The following is a 22,453-nucleotide window of genomic DNA, read 5'->3' on the forward strand; positions in this document are numbered from 1 at the left end:
ACGGACGTCCGGCTCAACGCAGGGCGAAACTCACCGCGCGCAGCAGTTCGGACAGGTTGAACGGCTTGGGCAGCAGGCCCATTCCCGGCCCGAGGAACTCATTGCGCACCGCTGCGCGTTCGGTGTAGCCGGTGATGAACAGCACCGGCAGGCGCGGACGCAGCTCGCGAGCGGCATCGGCCAGCTCACGCCCGTTCATGCCCGGCAGGCCGACATCGGACAGCAGCAGCGCGATGCCCTCGTCGTCGCGCAGCTCGCGCAGCGCCTGCCGCGCATCGGCCACCGCGATGACCTCGTATCCTGCCTCACGCAGCATGTCCTGCACCATCTGGCGCACCGAGTCGGTGTCGTCCACCACCAGGATCCGCTCGAAGCGGCCGACCGGTGTTTCACCGCGCTCCCCGGCCACCTCGATCTTGGCCGCATCGCCCAGTGGCAACAGCAGTTCCACTTCGGTCCCTACCCCGGGTTCGCTGCTGATGCGCGCCACGCCGCCGCTCTGGCGGGCAAAGCCATAGGTCATCGACAGACCCAGCCCGGTGCCCTCGCCCTGTGGCTTGGTGGTGAAGAACGGTTCGAAGACCTTCTTCAGCAGGTGCGCTTCGATGCCACTGCCGTTGTCCATCACCTTCACGCTGATGTAGTCGCCGGCGGCCAGGCTGTAGTCGCCTTCCACCGTGGTGCGCTCACCGCGGATGCGGATCAGGCCGTTGCCGCCCAGCGCATCGCGCGCATTGATCACCAGGTTCAGCACCACGCTTTCGAACTGGTTGGGATCGGCCAGTGCCACCAGCGGTTCGTCGCCGAGTTCGAACTCCAGCTCGATGTTCTCACCGATGGTCCGCCGCAGCAGGTCTTCCAGCGAATGCACGCGCTGGGCCACGTCGAACGGCTGCGGATCCAGCGGCTGCTTGCGCGCGAAGGCCAGCATGCGCTGGGTCAACGCCGCGGCACGCGTGGCCGAACTGGACGCGGCATCGATGTAGCGGCCCAGCCGCTCCAGCTTGCCGGTGTCGGCCGCCAGTTCGATCATGTCCAGGCCGGAGATGATGGTGGTCAGCAGATTGTTGAAGTCGTGCGCGATGCCGCCGGTCAACTGGCCCAGCGCGTCCATCTTCTGCGCCTGCAGCAGCTCGGCTTCGGTGCGCTCGCGCTCGGAAATCTGGTACGCCAGTTCGCGTCGCTGCTCGCGGTCGCGCTCGTGGTGGGCGGTGATGTCTTCCACCACCACCAGCCCTTGGTCGGGCTGCTGGTACGGGGTCAGGCGCCACTGGGTCATGCGCGGGGTCCCGCCCGGATTGGGCAGGGCGACGGTGCCCTGCCAGCGCTCGCGCCGCTGCAGCGCCCCCCGCAGCCCATCGATGAAATCGCCTGCCCCGCCGAGCCGGTCCAGGGGCGAGCCGCCACTGATGCCGGTGCCCAGCAACCGGGCGAAGGCATCATTGGCGTCGCGCACGCTCAGGTCGGCGTTCAATACCGCGATGGGCGCGTTGATCTGGCGGAAGATCTCGCCGAAGCGGGCCTCGGCCTCGCGCAGCGCATCTTCGGCGCGGCGGGCCCGCAGCAGGCTGCGCAAGGTGGCCAGCAGCACTTCCGGATCGACCGGGTGGGTGAGGTAGCCATCGGCGCCGGCGTCCAGCCCGGTGATCATGTCCCCGGTGCTGATCGAAGCCGCCGACACGTGCACCACCGGCAGCAACGCAGTACGCGGTTGCGATCGCAGTTCGCGGACGACGTCGAAGCCGCTCATGTCGGGCAGGTTCACGTCCAGAACCAGCGCGGCGAAGTCATTGACCGCCACCGCATCCAGCCCATCCTGTCCCATCCCGGCTTCATCCACGCGGAAACCGTGATGCTCCAGCACCCGCCGCACTGCATAGCGCGTGGCCACGTTGTCATCCACGATCAGGATGCGGTCACGGTGCGGCATCGACGGCCTCTGCTGCGGTTTCAAGGTTCACCGGTACCACCACGAAGAACTCCGAGCCTTCGCCCTGCACGCTGTTGACCCCGACATGGCCACCCAGCAGTCCGGCGAAGCGCTTGCACAGCGACAGCCCCAGCCCGGTACCCCGCAGGCGCTTCTGCAGCGGCGAATCGACCTGCATGAAATCCTCGAACAACGCCGCCTGCATCTCCTGCGGGATGCCGATGCCGGTGTCGCGCACACTGAAGCGCACCGCCGCATCGCCTTCCAGCTCGGCGGAGACCACGATCCGGCCGCGCGGGGTGAACTTCAACGCGTTGGACACGTAATTGCGCAGGATCTGCGCCAGCTTCTTGTCATCGGTGTACAGCATCGGCAACTGCGGCGGCGCGATGAACTCCAGTTCGATGTCATTGCCTTCGACCAACGGGCGGAACATGCCGCGCAGGGCCGAGAACAGATCCATGAGGTCGAACCAGCCCGGTGAAATGGTGATCCGGCCGGCCTCGATCTTGGCCAGGTCGAGCAGGTCGTCGACCATCTCGCGCAGCTCGCTGGCCGCGCTGCTGATGAACAGCACCTGCTGCCGCTGCCCGCTGCTCAGCTCACCGTCCATGCCGTCGTCAAGCAGCCGCGTCATGCTCAGGATGGAGCCGAGCGGCGTGCGGAACTCGTGGCTCATGTAGGACAGGAACCGGCTCTTGAGTTCGGACACCTGGCGCAGCTGTTCGGCCTGCTGGTCCAGTTCGCCATACAACGCCAGCACGCCCTGGTTGGTCTCGTCCAGTTCCATGCGCAGGCCCTCGTTCTCCACCCGGAGGCGCTCCAGTTCCTGCTGCAGGGACAGATCGGTGACGCTCATCGGAAGGCTCCCACGCGCAGCGCGACGACGCAGACATCATCGCGACCACGATCAAAATCACGTTGCAGCACGGCAACCACCAACGCCGGATGGCGATGCTGCAGCCCAGGGTAATCGCGCAGGCTCCACCGCGCCTGCAGTCCATCACTATGCATCACCAGCAGCGTGCCAGCCGGGGCGTGAAGGCTGAATGCCTGCGCCTTGCGGTACTGCACGCCGACGATGCCGGGCATCGAAGCCATGCCACGCGAGGTATCGCCGATCAGCAGGCTGCCGGCGATGTTGCCCACGCCGGCGTAATCAATGTCGCCACTTTCCGGCGAAACGCAGGCGACCGCCGCCGCACCGCCGCGCGAGCCCGACAATGCGGCATGCAGGTCGTTGATGGCGTCCACGGCCGAATCGGCGGTTGGCAGCGCGGCCAGCACGCGCACTCCGCCTTCGGAGGCCTCCGCCGCCAGCGCGCCGTGGCCCAGGCCGTCGATCACCGTCAACGCCAGTTTCTGGTCCTGCACGCGCAGGTGCCAGGCATCGCCGCAGGCGAGCTCATGCTTCATCGGCAGCCGCACCGCGCCATAGGCAAGGTCCGCATCGCGCGGCGCCCGCTCTGGATGGATCCGCACCACCACAATCGAGCCGCGCGCATCGGACCAGGCCTCCATCACCCGCGCCTGGCGTGCGATGGCGGCCATGCCAAGGCCCTGGCTGCCGCCGGTGGAGTACCCATCCTGCAGGCACTGGGCAAGCACGAAGCCCGGGCCGCGGTCGAAGGTGCACAGCTCCACCCCTTGGCCGCAGGCACCGGCGATGACCGACAGGGTCATGCGACCGCCGCCACCGTGGCGCCACAGGTTGGTCGCCATTTCCGTGGCGGCCAGCGCGACCCGGCCGGCATCGATCTCGTTGAAGCCGGCTTCGGCGGCCACGCGCAACGCTTCGCGCCGTGCCTGCCCGACCTGGGTGGTTTCCTCGACGACCACGACACGGGTAAGCGGACCGGAAAAATTCAGATCCATTTGGTGATGGTTACCCGCGTGCCCTGCCCTGCGGCAGTGTCCAGATCGAAATCATCGACCAGCCGACGCGAGCCGGACAGGCCCAGGCCCATCCCCGACCCCGACGACCAGCCATCGGTGAGCGCCTTCACCTGGTCCGGAATACCCGGCCCCTGGTCGGCGAACTGCAACTGGATGCCGCGGCGGACACCGCGTTCGACGATGCGCCAGTGCATGTCACCGCCACCACCATAGATCACCGCGTTGCGTGCCAGTTCGCTGGCGGCGGTGACCAGCTTGGTCTGGTCCACCAGCCGCAGCCCGAAGCGGACCGCCAGCTGCCGCACGGTCTGCCGCGCCAGCACCACGTCCTGCTCGATGCGAATCGGAAGGGATCCGTTCTCGGCGATCATGGGTCGCCTGCGGGCAGCTGCAGCAGCTTCATGCCGCGCTCCACGTTCAGCGCGGTACGCACGCCGCGCAGGTCCAGGCCCAGCTCCACCAGGGTGATCGCCACCGCCGGCTGCATGCCCACCACCACAGTGGTGGCATCCATGATCCGCGCCAGCGCGGAGATGGTCGAGATCATGCGGCCGATGAAGGAATCCACGATATCCAGTGCCGAGATGTCGATCAGTACGCCGCGTGCGGAAGTACGCTGGATCTTCTCGGTCAGGTCATCCTGCAGCGTCAATGCCAGCTGGTCGTGCATGTCCACCTGGATGGTCACCAACAGCAGATCGCCCATCTGCAGGATCGGGATGCGATCCATCTCAGCCTGCCACCTTGGTCACGGTCTGGCCGGTCCGCTTGAGCGCCAGTGCGAGGGCGTCGGCCAGGTTGGCCTTGGTCACGATGCCCTGCAGGTCCAGGCCCAGGTGCACGATGGTCTGTGCGATCTGCGGGCGCACGCCACTGATGATCGCGTCGGCGCCCATCAGGCGGATCGCGGTGACGGTCTTGAGCAGGTGCTGGGCCACCAGCGTATCCACCGTGGGTACGCCGGTGATGTCGATGATGGCGATTTCCGATCCGGTTTCTACGATCCGCTGCAGCAGCGACTCCATCACCACCTGGGTGCGCTGCGAATCCAGCGTGCCGATCATCGGCAGCGCCAGCACGCCTTCCCACAGCTTCACCACCGGGGTGGACAGCTCGAGCATTTCTTCCTGCTGGCGCTGGATGACCTCTTCGCGGCTCTTCTGGAATGCCTTCACGGTCTGCAGGCCGAGCAGGTCCAGCAGTTCGGAGATGGCCCACAGCTGGTCTCCCAGCTGCGCCGGATCAGCTGCCAGGGCCGCCTGGACCTGGGCGAACAACGGGCGCTTCAGCGAGAAGATGAAGCTCGCCGTCTCCGACGAATTGAAGCCCCTGCGCGCGCGATCGGCGGACAGGTCTTCCAGGAAGCGGCGCAGGCCCTGCCATTCCGGGCCCTGCAGGCTGCCGACATCGGCGGCCGGGATGGACTGCAGGAACAGCCGCCAGAACTCACGAAGCTGCGAATCCACTTCGTGGCTGGAAATGCGGTTGTCCTGTCCCTGGCCTGCGGCGGCAAGGGTCTGCTGCCACTGCGTGAGGACCTGTTCCTCGTTGCTGCGGATGAGATCGAGAGTGCGCTGCTGCAATGCCGCCATGGGAGTTTCCTGCTGGGTGGGGCCAGCAGTGCATGCCATTGCATGACCACCTGGCCGGAAGGATTCCAGCCGTGTAAGACGTAACGCAGTACGGTGCGTTCCCCTCCCCCGACCGGACAACCTTCACATTACGCAATCAGCAATGTGTTCAACGCGTGAAGACATTCCGGGCGACTCGCGACGCGGTGTGTCGCGTACTCCGTATCGCCAAGGCCGGCGTCAGCTGACTTGTTCAGAAATGCGCTGCAAGGCCACCCGTCCCACCCTGCGCTTCTCCATCGACAGCACCCGCAGCCGGAAGCCTGCGTGCTCGATCACATCGCCGGCCAGCGGCATCCTGTCCAGCGCATGCAGGACCAGCCCGGACAACGTCTGGTAGTCGCCGCTGCGCTCGAAGCGGATGCCGGCCATGCGCTGCAGGTCGTCCAGGGTCAGCGCGCCGTCGGCCTCCCACTGCTGGTCGGCGATCCCGGTGATGCCATAACGCTCATCCTGGGTGTCGGCGAGGTCGCCGGCGATGGCGGCCAGCAGATCGTTGGCGGTCACCAGCCCTTCCACGCTGCCGTACTCATCCACGGCCACCGCCAGCGGCACCGGATGCTGTCGGATCAGCTCCAGCACCTGCAGCGCGCTGGCGTTGGAGGAAACAAACTGGGCCTCGCGCAGGCTGGCCTCCAGCTGCAGCGGTTTGCCCTGCAGCAGGTTGGCCAGCAGGTCACGGCTCTGCACCACGCCACGCAGGCGGTCCAGGTCGCCGTCGGCGACCAGCAGGCGGGTGTGGGGGCTGGCGATCAACCGTGCAATGACATCTTCGGTGCCACGGCTGATATCGATCCACTGCACATCGGTGCGCACGGTCATCACGCTGGACACCGGCCGTTCGGCCAGGGTCAGCACACTGCGGATCATGTCCTGCTCCACTGGTTGCAGACGCTCCCCGCCGACGCCAGCTGCCGGATCCCCATCGTCCTCGTACGCGCCGACATCGCGTACCCCGAACATGCGCATCACCGCATCGGCGGTGCGCTGGCGGAACGGCAGCTGAGCCTGGTCGCGCTCGCGGTTGAAGCCCACCCACTGGTTGAAGCCTTCCACCAGGATCGAGAACGCGATCGCCGCGTACAGATAGCCCTTCGGGATCCTGAAGCCCAGGCCCTCGGCCACCAGGCTGAAGCCGATCATCAGCAGGAAGCCCAGGCACAGCACCACCACGGTGGGATGGCGGTTGACGAAGCGCGTCAGCGGCTTGCTGGCGAGCAGCATCAGCGCCATCGCGATGGTCACTGCTGCATACATGACGCCCAGGTTGTCGACCATGCCGACCGCAGTGATCACCGAGTCCAGCGAGAACACCGCATCGAGCACCACGATCTGCGCCACCACCGTGCCGAAGCTGGCGTATACCCGGTTGCCGCCGCCTTCGTGCGTACGGCCTTCCAGCCGCTCGTGCAGTTCCATGGTGCCCTTGAACAGCAGGAACAGGCCGCCCACCAGCAGGATCAGGTCGCGCCCGGAGAACGCGTGCTCCATCACCGAGAACAGCGGCTCGGTGAGTTTCATGATCCACGACAGCGCGGCCAGCAGCACCAGCCGCATCAGCAGCGCCAGGGTCAGGCCGATCACCCGCGCGCGGTCGCGCTGGTGCGGAGGCAGCTTGTCGGCCAGGATCGCGATGAACACCAGGTTGTCGATGCCCAGCACGATCTCAAGCACTACCAGGGTTGCAAGCCCCATCCATATCGAGGGGTCAGCCAGCCATTCCATGCGTGGGTTCTTTTCTGTGGTTGAAGGGGAAGAAGTGCGGTTGCTGCAGGATCAGGCGCCGTCGTCCTGCGTCGCGGCCGGATCGTGCCCGAGCAGGTCACCGGGCGTGCAGCGCAGTTCGCGGCAGATCGCATCGAGCGTGGAAAAGCGGATCGCACGCGCCTTGCCGGTCTTCAGGATGGACAGGTTGGCCAGGGTGATGTCGATGCGCCCGGCCAGCTCGGACAGGGTCATGCCGCGTTGCTGCAGCATGCGGTCCAGGGTGATGACGATCGCCATCAGACCACCCCCTCCAGGTCCTCACGCATCGCAGTGCCCACGGCAAACACATGGGCGATGACGAACAGCATCAGCACCGCCACCAGTCCGGTGATCGACATGCCGCCGCCTACTTCCATCCAGGCGAACTGCGGTCCCATCCAGCTGGCATAGACGCCGATGAGGATCGACAGCAGCTCCATCGCCAGCATCAGCCAGGCCATCCGGCGCAGGCGGGTGACATTGCCCCGGGTGAACGGTTGCCGGTCGCCCACCGAGCGCACCAGGCGCTGCAGGTGGCGCAGGAACACCAGGCCCAGCGCCAGCAGCGCCACGATGGCCAGCAGGCCGGCACTGAAGTGCAGCAGCAGGTGCGGCGCATCGCCATGGTCGGCCACCACCGACGCGTCGACCGCATCGAGCAGCCGCGCCGGACGCTGCAACACCAGCGGCACCGCGCACAGCGCGGCCAGGATGCCGAGCCAGCACATCGCCACGACGGCGTGGATGGCGGCATGGGTCAGCTTGAAGATGCCACGCGGATCAGGCGCGCGGCGGGTACGGCTTGGCACGGAGCCTCCAGCAGACAGGCGCCGGAAGAGCGCCCTGCGTTTATTGATAAACGATAAACAGCGTCGTGTCCAGCCCGTGATGCGGTCGTCAGCGCGGGTCCGGCAGCGCGTCCAGCGCGGCACGCAACGCGGCAACCTGCGTGGCGTCGCTCTGCTGATGGTCCAGCACCAGGCCGGACAGGGCGCGGTTGTGGTGCTGCATCGCACTGCGCTTGAGCGCCTTCGCCGAGGCATGCAGTTCGGTGCAGCCACTGCGCTGGGCGACTTCGGCGATGTTGGACGCGGCAAGGCCCGCCCCGGCGATGATCCCGATGCGTCCCGCAGACCGCTGGACCATGCCCGCCAGCACGTCCGCGCCTTCCACCGCCGAGCCGTGGCCACCGGAGCTCAGCACCCGCGCGCAGCCCAGCCCGATCACCGCCTCCAGCGCCTCGGGCAGCTCGCGCGCCGCATCGAAGGCGCGATGGAAAGTGACCGGCAGGCCGCCTGCCGCCGCCACCAGCTCGCGGCACAGCGCGGCATCGACGTCGCCCTCGGCCGTCAACGCGCCGAGCACCACGCCGTCCATGCCCAGTGCGCGGCAATGCTGGATGTCGCGCAGCATGACGTCCGCTTCCCAACCGCCATACAGGAAGTCCCCGGCGCGCGGCCGGATCAGCACGAACAGCGGCAGGCGCACCCGGTCGCGGCTGACCGCCAGCGTTGCATGCGAGGGCGTGAGGCCACCGGAGGCGAGGTCGGCGAACAGTTCCACCCGGTCCGCTCCGCCGGCCTGCGCGGCCAGCGCAGATCCAACCCCATCAGCGGCGATCTCCAGCAGCCGGCGCATGCTCAGGTCTGCTCCGTGCGGTACACCGAGTCGGCATCGTGCAGCCCGTCCTGGCGTTGCGCATCGCACACGGCGTAGACGAACCCACGATGCAAGGCGTAGGCGCCGACCTCGCCGTCACGATTCATCGCCAGGAAACAGACCTGCAGTGTGCGGCTGGCTTCGGGGCGCTTGCGCACCACCCGTGCGATCGCCTCGCGGCAGGCCTCGGCCGGACTGCGGCCCTGGCGCATCAGTTCCACCACCAGGAACGAGGCCGCGTTGCGGATCATCTCCTCGCCGACACCCGATGCGGTCGCCGCGCCGACGTCGTTGTCCACGTACAGGCCAGCGCCGATGATCGGGCTGTCACCCACCCGGCCCTGCATCTTCCACGCCATGCCGCTGGTGGTGCAGGCCCCGGCCAGCCGACCCTGTGCGTCGCGGGCCAGGATGCCCAGCGTGTCATGGTTGCTGCTGTCGCCAGGAAGGCCGCGGCGTTCGGCATTGATCTGCGGTGCGTACTCGGCGGTCTGCAGCCACGCCTTCCAGGCCTTTTCGGCGGCGGGGGTGAGCAGCTTGCCGCGCGGGAAACCCTGCTCAACCGCGAAAGCCTGTGCGCCCTGCCCGACCAGCATCACGTGCGGGGTCTGTTCCATCACCCGGCGCGCAACCGATACCGGATGCAGGATGTCGATCAGCGCCGCGACCGAGCCACAGCGACCGTCGCCGTCCATGATGCTGGCATCCAGGCTGAGGTTGCCGTCGCGGTCGGGGTTGCCGCAGCGTCCCACGGTCGGATTGCACAGTTCGCTCTCCGCCCAGCGTGCGCCCTGTTCCACCGCGTCCAGCGCGCTGCCGCCCGCAGCCAGGGTCTTCCAGGCCACGTGGTTGGCACCCACTCCGAAGTCCCAGGTCGACACCACCCGGGGCCCCGGATCGGCCGCGGCAGCGCGTGCGCTGCGTGGCAGTCCGAGAGCGCCGACTGCCAACGCACCGGCCTGCAGGAAGCTTCTACGATCGGTCATGCGCATCCCTCTATTGGTTGTGCCACCGGGCGCGGCGGCCTCGTTTTACCGGGCCAGCGACGCGTTCCACGCCGCTGCACCGAGTACGCCCAGTTCGCCATGTTCAACCCGCCACACCGGCACCTGCTGCAGCACGCTGGCCAGTACGCCCTTGTTGAGGAAGCGTGCCACGAACGGGCTGTCCGGCAGGAACGGCGCGATATGCGCCGAGACCCCGCCGGCGAGGTAGACCGCGCGTGCACCGAACGCAATCGCCAGGTCACCGACGAAGCTGCCCAGCCAGCCGCAGAACATGTGGACGGTTTCAAGCGCCAGCGGATCATCGCCCCGGTGCGCGGCAGCGAGCAGCGCTTCGGTGTCGTCCCAGTGCGCGCTCGCGCCACGCAGTTGGCACAGACACTGGTAAAGATTGAGCATGCCGGTGCCGGACAAAACGCGTTCGTTGTCGACGTGGTCCCAGCGCTGCAGCAGCAGGCGCAGCACGTCCAGCTCCAGCGCGGTACCTGCCGACAGCGCCGAATGACCGACTTCACTGGCCAGCACCGGACGCGCGCCATCGGCAAAGCGCAGCGCAGCACCCAGTCCGGTACCAGGCCCGAGCACCAGCGCCGGCCACGCCGTGGTTGGATCGCCGCTGCCATGCAGCGCGACCAGTGCATCGGCGCGCACGTGCGGGATCGCCAGCGCGACCGCTTCGAAATCGTTGATCAGCTGCAGCGAATGCAATCCTGCCTGCTGGCGCGTGGATTCGACGGCCACCGGCCAGGGCAGGTTCGCGTTCACCAGCACATCGCCGCGCAGCAGCCCGGCGATGGCCACTACCGCGCCACAACCAGGCCCTGCACGTTCGCCGGCGAAGTCGGCCAGGATGGAGGACAGGCTCGGATGGTCGGCACAGCGGTAGCGCCGGAAACCCTCGATGCGTGGCGTGCGCCCAGCGCCGCACGACCAGGCCAGGCGGGCGAAGGTCCCGCCGACGTCCGCGACGATCTGTGCGACATGGGACTCGGGCAAGGGCTGCGGCGAGGGGGATGGGCTCTCGATGGAGACCGGGGACGATACCGCAACGTTCACTCGCACGCCTTTACGGAAAACAACGCAATGCGTGCAATTCTCAGCGATTGCCCGCGCTTTGCATAGCGCGGGCCCTGGCCGTTCAGGCTGTGCCCGCCACCGGCTCGCGGGAGCTCATGCGCGCCGGACGGCTGGGGAACGCATGCCGCAGGATGCGCCAGACGACCTGGCCGAACTGGCTCGGCAGTGAGCCGGTGTTGTAGTGCTGGCCATAGCGGCGGCAGATGTCCTTCACTTCCACGGCGATGCGTGAATAGCGGTTGGCCGGCAGGTCCGGGTAGAAGTGGTGCTCGATCTGATGGCTCAGGTTGCCCGACAGCACGTTGATCACCCAGCCGCCCTTGAGGTTGGACGAGCCGCGCAGCTGGCGCAGGTACCAGTGACCGCGCGATTCGTTGCGCAGGCAGTCCTTTGGGAAGGTTTCCGCATCGGCGGTGAAATGACCGCAGAAGATGATCACGTAGGTCCAGATGTTGCGCATGCCGTTGGCCACCAGGTTGCCCAGCATCACCGGCAGGAAGAACGGGCCGGCCAGCGCCGGGAACAGCAGGTAGTCCTTGCCCAGCTGGCGGGCCATCTTGGCACCCACCGGACGGGTCTCCTTCCACAGCTGGCGGGCGGTCATGCGGCCCTTCAGCCAGCGCCCGATGCGCAGGTCCTGGATCGCCACGCCCCACTGGAACAGCAGCGCGAAGACCGGCGCGATGATCGGCTGCAGCAGGTAGAACGGACGCCAGCGCTGCTCGGGGAAGATGCGCAGCAGGCCGTAGCCGATGTCATCGTCCATGCCGCGCACGTTGGTATAGGTGTGGTGCTTGAAGTTGTGGGTCTTGCGCCAGTTGTCACTGGTGGCCACGATGTCCCACTCGTAGCTGTTGCCGTCCAGCTTCGGGTCGCCGGTCCAGTCGTACTGCCCGTGCATCACGTTGTGGCCCAGCTCCATGTTTTCCAGGATCTTGGACAGCGCCAGCAGCAGCGTACCGGCGATGCACGCCGGCCACAGCAGCGGCGACCAGAACAGCGGCGAGAACGCGCCAACGAACAGCAGCAGGCGGCCGAGCACGCCGGACCAGCGCACGGCGGCGGCGACGCGACGAATGTAGCGGGTGTCCTTGGCGCCCAGTTCGCCGATGACCCGGTCGCGGATCGCGTCCAGTTCGGCGCCGAAGGCGTTCAGCTCAGCAGGGGTCAGGGCACGATCAGGGCGGCTCATCAGCAAAGGCTTCCTTTAAAGATCCAGAACCAGGTCGGTGGTCGGGGCACTCACGCAGATACGTACCGGCATCGCCGGTTCATCCTGGTCCTGGCCAGTACGCAGGTGCCGGGTGGCGCCACTGGCGCGCACGCAGGTGCAGGTATTGCAGATGCCCATGCGGCAGCCATGCTTCGGATTGAGCCCTTGGGCTTCCAGGCTGTCCAGCAGTGCCCTGCCGCGTGGCACGGTCAGCGTGCGGCCACTGCGTGCCAGGGTCAGCTGGACCTCGCCCTGGTCATCGGCAGCCACCGCAGGCGCCGTGAAGGCTTCGGCCTGGAAACCTGCCACGTGATGCAGCAGGCGGTTGCGCGCTGCAGCCACGAAGCCGTCCGGACCACAGGCCAGCACGTGGCGCTGCGCCAGCGGCACATCCCCCAGGCTGTCGAAGGCCACGCGGTCGATGCGTGCCGCTGGCGCCTGCGCATCGCGCGTGGCCAGCAGGCGCACCTGCAGTTGCGGGTCGGCTGCCGCCATCGCCAGCAGCTCCTCGCGGAAGTTGAAGCCGGCGGGGCCGCGCTCCCAGTAATACAGGTCCACCGGTGCACCGAGCGGGCGCATGGACAGCGCGCGCAGCAGGCTGCGCATCGGCGTGATGCCACTGCCAGCGGCCAGCAGCAGCAGCGGGGCCGCGGTGGGCACCGAGAACTCACCGAACGCCTCACCGATGTGGAAAACACTGCCGCGGCGAGCCTGTGACACCAGGTACTGGCTGACCCGGCCGCCATCCACGGCCTTGACGGTGATCGCCAGCACGTTGCGGCCGAGCAGCGTCGGGCTGTAGCTGCGATGCAGCAGACGGCCGTTGATTTCAATACCCAGGGTCACGTGCTGGCCCGGCTGCATGCCGCGCCAGTGGCGGTTGGTGCGCAGTATCAGGGTGCAGGCGCCCTCGCCGGCCGGCTCACGCCGCAGCAGGCGTGCCAGCGGCTGGCGCAGCGTCCACAGGCGGTTGACCTGCCCCGCCCAGTAATCAAAAAGCGCGGGCGACAGCCAGCGATGCGGCGAGAGCAGCGACGGACGATCAACCATGGCAGGGCGGACGGCAGTGTTCATGGATCCAACTATACGTGCGCGCACACAGCTGTGTATACAGGTGTATATCCAGCCGGATCAGGTATGATTCACGCTTGGTCCACCCGGTTGCCCCATGCCCCCCATTCTCACGCCTCCGCCCGAAGACGCCACGCCGGTCCGCCGTACGGTGACCCGCGAGGATCTGATCATCGCGGCGCTGGCGCTGATCGGGCCGCACCGCAGCCTGTCCACCCTGAGCCTGCGTGAAGTCGCGCGCGAGGCGGGCATCGCACCGAACAGTTTCTACCGCCAGTTCCGTGACATGGACGAACTGTCCATCGCGCTGATCGACCTGGCCGGGCGCTCGCTGCGCACCATCATCGGCCAGGCCCGCCGCCGTGCCACGGTGTCGGCCACCAGCGTGGTCTGGGTGTCGGTGGAGACCTTCATGGAACAGCTGCGCGCCGACGACAAGCTGCTGCACGTGCTGCTGCGCGAGGGCGCGGTCGGTTCGGATGACTTCAAGCATGCGGTGGAACGCGAGCTGCAGTACTTCGAAGACGAGCTGCAGGTCGATCTGGTCAGGCTGGCCGCGATGGACGGGGTACGCCTGCATGCCCCGCAGCTGGCTGCCAAGGCGATCACCCGGCTGGTGTTCGCGATGGGCGCCAGCGCGATGGACCAGCCGCCGGAAAAGGATGCCGAGCTGATCGAAGAGATTTCCACGATGGTGCGCATGATCATCGTCGGCGCCCGCACCCCGGCCGCCTTCCGCCGCAAGCGCTGACCCCGGTACTGACGGCCGCTGGCCGTCCTCCACCGGCTGCCACTGCCCCATCGCCGTTGCCGTTGACCTGCCGTTACCGCGCGCGGTGGCACCCTGTGGGCCTCCCCCCCCACCAGGATTCCGCATGCGCGCCGCCCTCCACGCCAGCTTTGGCGACCCCACCTCTGTTCTCTCCGAAGGCCAGACGGACCTGCCCGAGCCCGGTCCGGGTGAAGTGCGCATCCGCACCGTGCTCGCTCCGATCCACAACCACGACCTGTGGACGGTGCGCGGGCAGTACGGTTACAAGCCGACCCTTCCGGCCGTCGGTGGCAGCGAGGGCCTGGGCATCATCGATGCCCTCGGCGAAGGCGTGGAAGCACTCGCGCCAGGCCAGCGGGTGGCCGCCGCTTCGGTGCATGGCACCTGGGCCGAAGCCTTCATCGCACCGGTGAGGATGGTGATCCCGATGCCGGATGTGATCGCCGATGAAACCGCAGCGCAGCTGATCGCGATGCCACTCAGCGCGCTGATGCTGCTGGAATTCCTGCACGTGGAAAAGGGCGACTGGATCGTGCAGAACACCGCGAACGGTGCGGTCGGCAAGACGCTGGCGATGCTGGCCAGCGCACGCGGAGTCAATGTCGCCAATCTGGTCCGCCGCGACGACGGCGTCGCCGAACTGGAAGCACTGGGCATCACCCACGTGTTCTCCACCGCCTCCGACAACTGGCAGCAGGCGGTGCGCACAGCGCTCGGCGACCGGCTGGCGAGCGCCGCAGTGGACTCGATCGGCGGCACCGCCAGCGGCGATCTGCTGGGGTTGCTTGGCGAGGGCGGCACGTTGGTGTCGTTCGGTTCGATGACCGGCGAACCGATGCAGATTCCTTCCGGTGAGGTGATCTTCAAGCAGGCCACGGTGAAGGGCTTCTGGGGCAGCAAGGTCAGCCAGGCGATGGCCGTGGAGGACAAGCGCCGACTGGTAGGCGAGCTGTTGGAGCGTGCCGCTGCCGGTGGCCTGCAGCTGCCGGTGCAGGCGGTCTATCCGCTCGCGCAGATCGCCGACGCGGCCGCAGCCAGCCTGGCAGGGGGACGCACCGGCAAGGTGCTGCTGCGTCCGTAAACGCGGCATCTCGGAGCAGGGGCCGGGCCGCGCTCGGCGGCGCTTTTCCACGACACCCGACGGATTCCGCCGAGCATGGCTCGGCGCTACCGTGGTGGATGACCGGCGGTAGGGACGGCCGCTGGCCGTCCGCTTCTGGCTCTGGTGGGTGACGACCGCTGGTCGTCACGCATTTGCCTTTGCCGCTGCGCTCGCCGAGCATGGCTCGGCGCTACCGTCGGGACCTCATGCAGGCTCGGCGGTGAGCGCGGCGCGGTGCGTACGGGTGGAGGTCTCGCGCAGGCGGAAGATCGCCACCGCCTGCTGCAGTTCGTGCGACTGCTCTTCCAGTGAACGCGCCGCGGCATTGGCTTCTTCCACCAGCGCGGCATTCTGCTGGGTCGCCTCGTCCATCTGCACCACGGTCTGGCTGACCTGCTCGAAGCCCGCGCTCTGCTCCTGCGAGGCAGCGGAGATCTCGGCCATGATGTCCGTCACCCGGTGCACCGACGTGACGATGTCCTGCATGGTGCTGCCGGCCTGGCGCACCAGCTGGGCGCCCTGCTCCACCTGTCCGACCGAATCATCGATCAGGCCCTTGATCTCGCGCGCGGCAGTGGCCGAACGCTGTGCCAGCGCGCGTACTTCGGTGGCGACCACGGCAAAGCCGCGACCCTGTTCACCGGCACGCGCGGCTTCCACCGCGGCATTCAGCGCCAGGATGTTGGTCTGGAACGCGATGCCGTCGATCACCGTGATGATCTCGGCGATGCGCCGCGAGGATCCTTCGATACCGGTCATGGTCTGCACCACCTGCGCGACCACCTCCCCTCCTTGTGACGCCACCGCGGCGGTACCCTGCACCAGCTGGTTGGCCTGGCGTGCGTGGTCGGCATTCTGGCGCACGGTGGAGGTCAGTTCCTCCATAGACGCCGCGGTTTCTTCCAGGCTGGCCGCCTGTTGTTCGGTACGCTGCGACAGGTCCTCGTTGCCTGCGGCGATCTCGCCTGCCGCACTGTTGATCATCGCGCTGGCCTGCTGGATGCCCCCGACGATGCGCGTCAGCTGCTCCACCGTGGTATCGGCATCGCGCCGCATCCGGGCGAACACGCCGTGGAAATCACCCTGCATGCGCGCGGTAAGGTCGCCCCGGGCGATCGCCTGCAGCAGCCGCGACAGCTCGGCCAGGTTGCCATCGGTGGTATGCATCAGGGTATTCAGACCCTCCACCATGCTGCGGAAATCGTGGGTGAAGCGCGCCACATCACCGCGCTGGGTGAAATCACCGGCCGCTGCAGCATGTGCCAGCTGCAGGATCTGCGCGTTGATCGCCTGCAGGTTGGCTTTGGTGTCGCGCATCGCCGCGCTGATCATCGCCTTCTCGCCGGGCAGCTCCACCATGTCCGCGCTCATGTCGCCCACCGCGTAGCAGGCCATGACCTCGACCAGCCGACGCTGCACGTCCACGTGCCCAGCCACCAGCATGTTGGTGCCAGCCACCATGCGGCCATACTCCCCGGGGAAGGCGCCATCATCCAGCCGATAGCTCATCTGCCCTTCGTCATGCCGGCGCGCCATGTCGGCCTGCGCGGCGATCACCGCGCGCAGCTGGGCCTGCATCGCCCCCATCGAGGTCAACAGGCGCCCCACTTCGTCATTGCGCGATGCGCTGATACGGCTGTCCAGGCGCCCCTCGGCCACCGCCGCGGACACGCGTTCGGCCTCGGCCAAGGGCTTCAGCACCAGCGCACGCAGCAGCACGAACAAGGCCGCGCTCAGCAGCACGGCCGAGAACAGGCCCACTGCCACGATCACCCACAGCAGCGTGCGCGCCTGCGCCATCACGTGCGCCTTCGGCACCGCGATGCCCAAGGCGAACACCTGCGGCGCCGAGCCTACCCGCAACGGCACGAACACCTGCAGCTCCTCCTCGCCATTGAAGCGGGCTTGGCTGCCGATCGTCTCGCCCTTGGCGACGGCGGCCAGCATCGCCTGGGTACCGGCATCGTCACGCAGCTTGCCGACCTCATCCGCATTACGGCTGGCCATCACCGAACCGGCCGGCGACAGCAGGGTGGCGTGGCCGACCTCCATCGGCCGCATCGCCGCGATGCGCGCCTGCAGCGCCGCCAGCGTGAAGTCGACCGTGATCACCCCTTGGTAGCGCCCGTCTTCGAGGATCGGGGTGGCCACGGTGGTCATCAGGGTGTCCTTGCCGGCCACCGGGTAGTAGTACGGTTCCACCACGGCCTGGGCGAGCGTCTGCCGCGGCTTGAGGTTCCAATCACCATCACCGGGCTTTTCGTAATCGCGCAGCGCTTCGCGCACCAGCGTACCGTCCTGCCAGGCCCACCAGGCCATGAAGCGGCCGCTGCCATCATGGCCCTCGCTGTCCACGAACGCAGCGTCCTTGCCATCGAAGGCATCGGGCTCCCACAAGGTGCCCATGCCGAGCCACTGCGGGTGCGCCTGCAGCTGGGCGCGGATGACTTCGTTGGCCGCCGTCCGGTCCAGGCTGCCCAGCGATCGCTGCACGCTGAAACTGTTGGCCAGCGCCGTGCCGGTGTCGGCGGCCACCGCGATCTCGGCCGCGATCCGCTGTGCCTCCTGCCCGGCCAGGTCCTGCAGGCGGGCCTGCGCGCTGTCCAGCAACGCATCGCTGCTGCGCCAGTAACTGATCACGGCGGTGAAACCGAAGCAGGCCAGGGCGAGCAGGCCGGTGCCGAGCATCAGGCGACGGGCCACGCTGGGCGGACGCGTGGAGCGGGAAGAAAGGAAAGCGGTACGCATCACGGAACTCGGAAGGGGGCGGACAGCCTCTCTATCGACCCGTATGACGGTTTCTTGACCATCGGTAGGGAGGGCCGCTGGCCGTCCGCCTCCCGCTCTGGTGGGTGACGACCGTTGGCCGTCACGCCTCTGCCGTTGCCGCTGCGCTCGCCGAGCATGGCTCGGCGCTACCCCACCAGCCGGCAACCCGGTAGCGCCGAGCCATGCTCGGCGGCGCCTTTCGCGGCATCCCGACCAACCCGCCGAGCATGGCCCGGCGGCGCCGGAAATCAGCGACTCAGGTGCAGGAACTGCACGTGGCGCTCGTACTGGCTGATGATGTCGTTGATGATCTGCTCGCGGCTGTAATCGACCAGATCGTAATCCTGGCTGCCCTCGTACAGATGCACCTCGGCCCGGTAGTAGCGGCTGTTGCGCGCCTGGTGCGAGGCGAACGACGGCACCCGGTAACCGGTCAGGATCACCCGGTACAGGAAATCCTGCTGCTCGCCATGGTTGACCGACAGCTCCATGTCACCCGCTTCCAGCCGCGTGGAAACCTCCCAGCCATCCCCGCGCAGTTGCTCGGCCACCGCTTCCATCGCCGGCTTCACGTCGGTATCCATGAACCGGTACACCTGGTCGCGCACCGGGAAATTGACCGCCCGCCCCAGCCGCTGGCGCCAGCCCTGGTGGTGCCGGCTGGCCCCCACCAATGGCGAGGCCCGGTACTGCAGCGCCCGCTTGCGGTGCGACTCATCGGCAAAGGACCGCATCAGCCCCCACGCCATCAGCAGCAGCACCGCCGAGAACGGCAGCGAGGCCAGCACCACCGCGGATTTCAGCGCATCCATGTTGCCGGCCAACAGCAGCCCGGCGGTGACCACCGCGGTCACCGTGCCCCAGAACACCCGCAGCCAGCGCGGACCGTCGTCTTCGGGCGCCCCGCCATGCGATGACAGCGTGGACAGCACCACCGCACCGGAATCGGCCGAGGTCACGAAGAACACGAAACTCACCAGCACCGTCACCGCGATCACCGCCCGGCTCCACGGATAGCTTTCCAGCAGGGCGTACAACACGGTGGGAGGGTCATCGATGGCCAGTTGCGCCAGCTGCGATTGCCCATGGTGCAGCACCTGGTCCAGTGCGCTGTTGCCGAAGATCGACAGCCACGCCAGGGTGAACCCCAGCGGGATCAGCAGCACCCCGAACACGAACTGGCGGATGGTGCGGCCGCGCGAGATGCGCGCGATGAACAGCCCCACGAACGGCGACCAGCCAATCCACCAGGCCCAGTAGAACACCGTCCAGCTGCCCATCCAGCCCGGCTTCCCGCCGTAGGCATAGACATCGAAACTCTTGCCCACCACGCTGCCCAGGTAGTCACCGGCGTTCTGCATCAGCGTGCCCAGCAGGTACTGGGTAGGGCCGGCGAACAGCATGAACAGCACCAGCGCGATGGCCAGCAGCATGTTGATGTTGGACATCCAGCGCACGCCCTTTTCCACGCCGGTCACCGCCACCGCCACCGCCGCGCCCATCATCAGCACGATCAGCGTGATCTGCACGCCGTGGGTGTGCGGCACGTTGAACAGATTGGCCAGGCCGGCGTTGAGATGCAGCACGCCAAAGCCCATGTCCGCGCCCAGGCCGAACACGGTGGCGACGATGCCGAGGGCATCCACGGTATAGCCGATCGGTCCGTTGATGCGGTTGCCGATCAGCGGGTAAAGGGCTGAACGCAGCGCCAGCGGCAGGTTGTGCCGGTAGGCGAAGTAGGCCATCGCCATCGCCGCCAGCGCGAACACGCCCCAGCCGTGCAGGCCCCAGTGCAGGAACAACAGCTGCATGGCTTGGCGCGCCCCGGCTTCGCCTGCCGCCGGGTCACCCTGCGGCGGCTGCATGAAGTGGGTCAGTGGTTCGGACACGCAGAAGAAGAACAGGGTGATGCTGATGCCGGCGGCGAACAGCATGCCCGCCCAGGACAGATAACTGAACTCCGGCTCGTCGTGGTCGGCGCCCAGCTTGATGCTGCCATACGGCGAAAGCGCGGCGACCACCACGAATACCAGGTACAGCGTCATCGCCAGCAGGTAGTACCAACCCACGTTGGACGAGGCCCAGTCCTGCGCCTGCATGAGCATCCGCCCGGCACCCAGCGGGTAGACGCTGACGAATACGGCGAACGCCACGACGATGAGCGAGGCGATGGCAAAGACGGGCCGCAGCGTCCGCACCGGGGTTTGTTGAGGCTCCAGGGCTTCCATGAAAAGCGACCTGCTCCGAATCAAGGGGTATCCGTACCATCATGACGGACCCACCATCGATTCGTGATGAAGGCCACCAGAAACCAGGCATTTAGCGTGATTTCTGGCGGAAGGCGACAGTCGATTACGTCAAACAGCAGCCAATACGTAATCCAGCGCAGCGGTCACCGCCACGACCTGGGCCTGGTTGCACTGCGCCGGGGTGGCGCGCGGGCTGTCCGGGTAGACCTCGGTGGTGGTGGTGTAGCGGGCCCCGGTGATGCCGGCACACAGGCCCAGCGCCACCAGCGGGTACTCGATCACCCCGTGCGAGACCACCTTCGACCCGATGATCTCCCCGGCCTCGTCGGCCGGTGCGATATGGGTCACCTGCTCCACCGCCGTTACCACCGCCTGCTGGAACGCCGGCTGCGGGTTTTCGGTGTCATCCACCAGATAGAAGCCATCCGGAATCAGGCCCGGCTCGAACGGCTTGCCGTCGCGTGCAGCCACCGCCGGACGGAACTCGCTTTCGTCGCTGTCGGTAGTCTCGTGCAGGTCGATGTGCAGCACGAACTGTGACGTCAACGGCGCCACCAGCTCGATCAGCGCGGTGGACTCACGTGCCGGACCGCCCTCGCGGAAGTTGCGGTTCGGGTCGATGGCATCGTAGTTCCAGCGGTTGATGCGCTCATAGCCCCACGGGTTCACGCACGGCACCACCAGCAGGTTGATGCGCCCTGCATAGGCGGCGGCATGCAGTTCCAGAAACTCCAACGCGCCCATCACGCCGCTGGTCTCATAGCCGTGCACGCCGCCGGTCACCAGTGCCGCCGGCAGCGCCGGATTCCAGTCGGGGCTGCGCAGGGCCAGCAGCGGGTAGGTCTCGCCGGCGTAGTCCAGCGCACCGTACTGCACCGGCTCAAAGGAACCCGCGAGCGCATCGATGCGTGGCAACACGTCCTGGTCGAAGCGACGCAGCCGCTGCTGCCGTGCCCGCCACTGCGTGCGCTCGGCCTCGCCCCAAGGCTGGCCGGGGGTTCCCACGGGATAGAAGGCAACAGGGCTCATGGCGGTCTCGCGGCAACGGAAATCAGCGCGCATTTTAGCACCGCAGCCACGGACGACTGGATTCAGCCCATCGCCTCGCCGGCATCGGCCAGGCGTTCTTCGATCTGCGCATACCAGTCCTGCAGCACCTCGATCAACAGGTCCATTTCGGCGTCGGCGCGCGGAAGGCGGCCGGCACGCAGCGACACCTGCGCCTCCTGCAACTGCGCGATGAAGCCGGCCACGGTGTCGGACTGCACGATCAGGCCGGGATGGCGTCGCCCCGGCAGACGCACCACGGCATGGTTGCCGAGCTGTCCATACAGACTGATCGTGGTGTAGGTCTTCATCGCCAGTTGGGCGTTCATGCAATCCTGTCTGGAGAGAACTGGTTCACCGGCACGCGCGGGCTGGACGGGGGAGACGCTGCCGCGCGTGCCGGGGAACCAGGGGGACACGGGAGGTGGGCCGGCGCGCAGGCCGCCCACGAGAAGAAGCGGTCAGTCGATCCGGGCACGCCCGGATATCTGCACCCGGCGGTTGGGCGCAAGGCAGGCGATCAATGCCGGCTGGCTGCGCTGATCGCACTGCACCAGTGGCTCGGCATCGCCGCGACCTTCGGCACGGATCGCCCCGCTGGCCACTCCGCCTTCCACCAGTGCACTGCGCACGGCTTCGGCACGACGCGTGGACAGCGCCTGGTTGTAGGACGCGCTACCGATGCGATCGGTGTAACCGACCACCTCGATCCGCTGTACCTCGCTGGCCCGCTGTACCTGGCCGAGCAGCCCGTCCACCGCACGGCGACCGGTGGCGCTCAGTTCGGCGCTGTCGAAGGCGAACAGGGCATCAGCGGACAGCCGCAGCGGCTCCGGCGGTAACGCGGCGGGCACTTCAGCGGTGGCTGGCGGCGGCGGTTCCACCAGCGCCGCGCACGACTGCGGCTTCCAGTAGCCGCCCTGGGCGACGCCCTTGCCATCGAACCGCACCTGGAACTGGCAGGTGAAGTACTCACTGCGCTGCGGGGTGCGGAAGTTGAGCAGGTAGTTCCACTCACGCACGCCCCACATGCCTTCGTTGAAGTGCGGTGTGCCCAGCAACGCGTACAGCTGGCGCTTGCTCATGCCCGGTGCGAAGCGGCGCAGGTCGGCCGGGTCGGCGAACACACCTTCCTTCAGCGAGGCCTTGCCGGGCTCCGGGAAGCTCACTGCTTCGCCAGCGGTGCTGCCCGCAACCGGCGCCTCACCCGCCGCGCCATGGCTGCGGCAGCCGGCCAGCGTGATGCAGGCCATCAGGGCGGGCAGCAGCACGCCGCGCAGCGCCCTG

21 protein-coding genes are annotated in these 22,453 nt (G+C 67.5%); 2 read left to right on the forward strand and 19 right to left on the reverse strand.

Annotated features, from left to right (window positions below; genetic code table 11):
• Positions 1 to 13: 13 nt before the first annotated feature.
• The 14 genes from IFT63_RS06640 to IFT63_RS06705 all read right to left on the reverse strand — a co-directional run bounded on the left by IFT63_RS06640 (position 14) and on the right by IFT63_RS06705 (position 13,230).
• Positions 14 to 1,930, reverse strand: a complete 1,917-nt coding sequence (locus IFT63_RS06640) for a response regulator (RefSeq protein WP_042613593.1) — start codon at positions 1,928 to 1,930, stop codon at positions 14 to 16.
• Positions 1,917 to 2,789: a HAMP domain-containing sensor histidine kinase gene (locus IFT63_RS06645; protein ID WP_042613594.1), complete on the reverse strand. Its 873-nt coding sequence runs from the start codon at positions 2,787 to 2,789 to the stop codon at positions 1,917 to 1,919. Before IFT63_RS06645 ends, IFT63_RS06640 begins: the two co-directional genes overlap by 14 nt.
• Positions 2,786 to 3,805, reverse strand: a complete 1,020-nt coding sequence (locus IFT63_RS06650; protein ID WP_042613595.1) for an ATP-binding protein — start codon at positions 3,803 to 3,805, stop codon at positions 2,786 to 2,788. Before IFT63_RS06650 ends, IFT63_RS06645 begins: the two co-directional genes overlap by 4 nt.
• On the reverse strand, positions 3,796 to 4,197 hold the full coding sequence (locus tag IFT63_RS06655) for an ATP-binding protein (protein WP_042613596.1): 402 nt from the start codon (positions 4,195 to 4,197) through the stop codon (positions 3,796 to 3,798). The genes IFT63_RS06650 and IFT63_RS06655 overlap by 10 nt, the downstream gene beginning before the upstream one ends.
• On the reverse strand, positions 4,194 to 4,556 hold the full coding sequence (locus IFT63_RS06660) for an STAS domain-containing protein (protein WP_123699094.1): 363 nt from the start codon (positions 4,554 to 4,556) through the stop codon (positions 4,194 to 4,196). The genes IFT63_RS06655 and IFT63_RS06660 overlap by 4 nt, the downstream gene beginning before the upstream one ends.
• Before the next feature lies 1 nt (position 4,557).
• Positions 4,558 to 5,418 (reverse strand): STAS domain-containing protein, encoded by an 861-nt coding sequence (locus IFT63_RS06665; protein ID WP_192083609.1) that lies wholly within the window; start codon positions 5,416 to 5,418, stop codon positions 4,558 to 4,560.
• 219 nt (positions 5,419 to 5,637) lie between these two features.
• Complete coding sequence (locus tag IFT63_RS06670) at positions 5,638 to 7,182, reverse strand: TerC family protein (RefSeq protein WP_192083610.1); 1,545 nt, start codon at positions 7,180 to 7,182, stop codon at positions 5,638 to 5,640.
• Between the two features lie 51 nt (positions 7,183 to 7,233).
• Positions 7,234 to 7,461, reverse strand: coding sequence for a helix-turn-helix transcriptional regulator (locus tag IFT63_RS06675; RefSeq protein WP_042613600.1), 228 nt, complete (start codon positions 7,459 to 7,461; stop codon positions 7,234 to 7,236).
• Entirely contained in the window at positions 7,461 to 7,931 is a 471-nt protein-coding gene (locus tag IFT63_RS06680) for a DUF2975 domain-containing protein (RefSeq protein WP_042613615.1), read from the reverse strand. The genes IFT63_RS06675 and IFT63_RS06680 overlap by 1 nt, the downstream gene beginning before the upstream one ends.
• A 169-nt stretch (positions 7,932 to 8,100) precedes the next feature.
• On the reverse strand, positions 8,101 to 8,847 hold the full coding sequence (locus IFT63_RS06685) for a copper homeostasis protein CutC (protein ID WP_192084174.1): 747 nt from the start codon (positions 8,845 to 8,847) through the stop codon (positions 8,101 to 8,103).
• Positions 8,844 to 9,848 (reverse strand): N(4)-(beta-N-acetylglucosaminyl)-L-asparaginase, encoded by a 1,005-nt coding sequence (locus IFT63_RS06690; protein ID WP_192083611.1) that lies wholly within the window; start codon positions 9,846 to 9,848, stop codon positions 8,844 to 8,846. Before IFT63_RS06690 ends, IFT63_RS06685 begins: the two co-directional genes overlap by 4 nt.
• 45 nt (positions 9,849 to 9,893) lie before the next feature.
• Complete coding sequence (locus tag IFT63_RS06695; protein WP_197974227.1) at positions 9,894 to 10,862, reverse strand: glucokinase; 969 nt, start codon at positions 10,860 to 10,862, stop codon at positions 9,894 to 9,896.
• A gap of 142 nt (positions 10,863 to 11,004) precedes the next feature.
• Positions 11,005 to 12,135, reverse strand: a complete 1,131-nt coding sequence (locus tag IFT63_RS06700; protein ID WP_042613601.1) for an acyl-CoA desaturase — start codon at positions 12,133 to 12,135, stop codon at positions 11,005 to 11,007.
• Between the two features lie 15 nt (positions 12,136 to 12,150).
• A complete protein-coding gene (locus IFT63_RS06705; protein WP_192083612.1) occupies positions 12,151 to 13,230 on the reverse strand; it encodes an iron-sulfur cluster-binding domain-containing protein in 1,080 nt (359 codons plus the stop codon).
• A 94-nt stretch (positions 13,231 to 13,324) separates the two neighbouring features.
• Here IFT63_RS06705 and fabR point away from each other — a divergent pair, with 94 nt between their 5' ends.
• Positions 13,325 to 13,978: an HTH-type transcriptional repressor FabR gene (fabR, locus tag IFT63_RS06710; RefSeq protein ID WP_042613603.1), complete on the forward strand. Its 654-nt coding sequence runs from the start codon at positions 13,325 to 13,327 to the stop codon at positions 13,976 to 13,978.
• A 124-nt stretch (positions 13,979 to 14,102) separates the two neighbouring features.
• The gene (locus IFT63_RS06715; protein ID WP_192083613.1) at positions 14,103 to 15,080 is read left to right on the forward strand and encodes a zinc-binding dehydrogenase; all 978 of its coding nucleotides are present in this window, start codon (positions 14,103 to 14,105) and stop codon (positions 15,078 to 15,080) included.
• A gap of 225 nt (positions 15,081 to 15,305) precedes the next feature.
• Here IFT63_RS06715 and IFT63_RS17665 read toward each other — a convergent pair whose 3' ends face one another.
• The 5 genes from IFT63_RS17665 to IFT63_RS06740 form a co-directional block, all read right to left on the reverse strand.
• Positions 15,306 to 17,849, reverse strand: coding sequence for a methyl-accepting chemotaxis protein (locus tag IFT63_RS17665; RefSeq protein ID WP_274602574.1), 2,544 nt, complete (start codon positions 17,847 to 17,849; stop codon positions 15,306 to 15,308).
• Positions 17,850 to 18,118: 269 nt separating this feature from the next.
• Complete coding sequence (betT, locus tag IFT63_RS06725; protein WP_042613606.1) at positions 18,119 to 20,098, reverse strand: choline BCCT transporter BetT; 1,980 nt, start codon at positions 20,096 to 20,098, stop codon at positions 18,119 to 18,121.
• Between the two features lie 129 nt (positions 20,099 to 20,227).
• A complete protein-coding gene (locus IFT63_RS06730) occupies positions 20,228 to 21,148 on the reverse strand; it encodes a M14 family metallocarboxypeptidase (RefSeq protein WP_042613607.1) in 921 nt (306 codons plus the stop codon).
• Between the two features lie 62 nt (positions 21,149 to 21,210).
• A complete protein-coding gene (locus IFT63_RS06735) occupies positions 21,211 to 21,495 on the reverse strand; it encodes a hypothetical protein (RefSeq protein WP_042613608.1) in 285 nt (94 codons plus the stop codon).
• Positions 21,496 to 21,627: 132 nt separating this feature from the next.
• A complete protein-coding gene (locus IFT63_RS06740) occupies positions 21,628 to 22,419 on the reverse strand; it encodes an OmpA family protein (protein WP_249404418.1) in 792 nt (263 codons plus the stop codon).
• Positions 22,420 to 22,453 lie beyond the last annotated feature (34 nt).

The sequence above is a fragment of the Stenotrophomonas sp. CFBP 13724 genome, from assembly GCF_014841975.1.
GTDB lineage: Bacteria > Pseudomonadota > Gammaproteobacteria > Xanthomonadales > Xanthomonadaceae > Stenotrophomonas > Stenotrophomonas lacuserhaii.

Excerpts from the sequence above, each read along its gene's own strand:
- IFT63_RS06640 (WP_042613593.1), bottom strand. The coding sequence starts at position 1,930 with ATGCCGCACCGTGACCGCATCCTGATCGTGGATGACAACGTGGCCACG.
- IFT63_RS06645 (WP_042613594.1), bottom strand. The coding sequence starts at position 2,789 with ATGAGCGTCACCGATCTGTCCCTGCAGCAGGAACTGGAGCGCCTCCGG.
- IFT63_RS06650 (WP_042613595.1), bottom strand. The coding sequence starts at position 3,805 with ATGGATCTGAATTTTTCCGGTCCGCTTACCCGTGTCGTGGTCGTCGAG.
- IFT63_RS06655 (WP_042613596.1), bottom strand. The coding sequence starts at position 4,197 with ATGATCGCCGAGAACGGATCCCTTCCGATTCGCATCGAGCAGGACGTG.
- IFT63_RS06660 (WP_123699094.1), bottom strand. The coding sequence starts at position 4,556 with ATGGATCGCATCCCGATCCTGCAGATGGGCGATCTGCTGTTGGTGACC.
- IFT63_RS06665 (WP_192083609.1), bottom strand. The coding sequence starts at position 5,418 with ATGGCGGCATTGCAGCAGCGCACTCTCGATCTCATCCGCAGCAACGAG.
- IFT63_RS06670 (WP_192083610.1), bottom strand. The coding sequence starts at position 7,182 with ATGGAATGGCTGGCTGACCCCTCGATATGGATGGGGCTTGCAACCCTG.
- IFT63_RS06675 (WP_042613600.1), bottom strand. The coding sequence starts at position 7,461 with ATGGCGATCGTCATCACCCTGGACCGCATGCTGCAGCAACGCGGCATG.
- IFT63_RS06680 (WP_042613615.1), bottom strand. The coding sequence starts at position 7,931 with ATGTGCTGGCTCGGCATCCTGGCCGCGCTGTGCGCGGTGCCGCTGGTG.
- IFT63_RS06690 (WP_192083611.1), bottom strand. The coding sequence starts at position 9,848 with ATGACCGATCGTAGAAGCTTCCTGCAGGCCGGTGCGTTGGCAGTCGGC.
- IFT63_RS06700 (WP_042613601.1), bottom strand. The coding sequence starts at position 12,135 with ATGAGCCGCCCTGATCGTGCCCTGACCCCTGCTGAGCTGAACGCCTTC.
- IFT63_RS06705 (WP_192083612.1), bottom strand. The coding sequence starts at position 13,230 with ATGAACACTGCCGTCCGCCCTGCCATGGTTGATCGTCCGTCGCTGCTC.
- fabR (WP_042613603.1), top strand. The coding sequence starts at position 13,325 with ATGCCCCCCATTCTCACGCCTCCGCCCGAAGACGCCACGCCGGTCCGC.
- IFT63_RS06715 (WP_192083613.1), top strand. The coding sequence starts at position 14,103 with ATGCGCGCCGCCCTCCACGCCAGCTTTGGCGACCCCACCTCTGTTCTC.
- IFT63_RS17665 (WP_274602574.1), bottom strand. The coding sequence starts at position 17,849 with ATGCGTACCGCTTTCCTTTCTTCCCGCTCCACGCGTCCGCCCAGCGTG.
- betT (WP_042613606.1), bottom strand. The coding sequence starts at position 20,098 with ATGGAAGCCCTGGAGCCTCAACAAACCCCGGTGCGGACGCTGCGGCCC.
- IFT63_RS06730 (WP_042613607.1), bottom strand. The coding sequence starts at position 21,148 with ATGAGCCCTGTTGCCTTCTATCCCGTGGGAACCCCCGGCCAGCCTTGG.
- IFT63_RS06735 (WP_042613608.1), bottom strand. The coding sequence starts at position 21,495 with ATGAACGCCCAACTGGCGATGAAGACCTACACCACGATCAGTCTGTAT.
- IFT63_RS06740 (WP_249404418.1), bottom strand. The coding sequence starts at position 22,419 with ATGGCCTGCATCACGCTGGCCGGCTGCCGCAGCCATGGCGCGGCGGGT.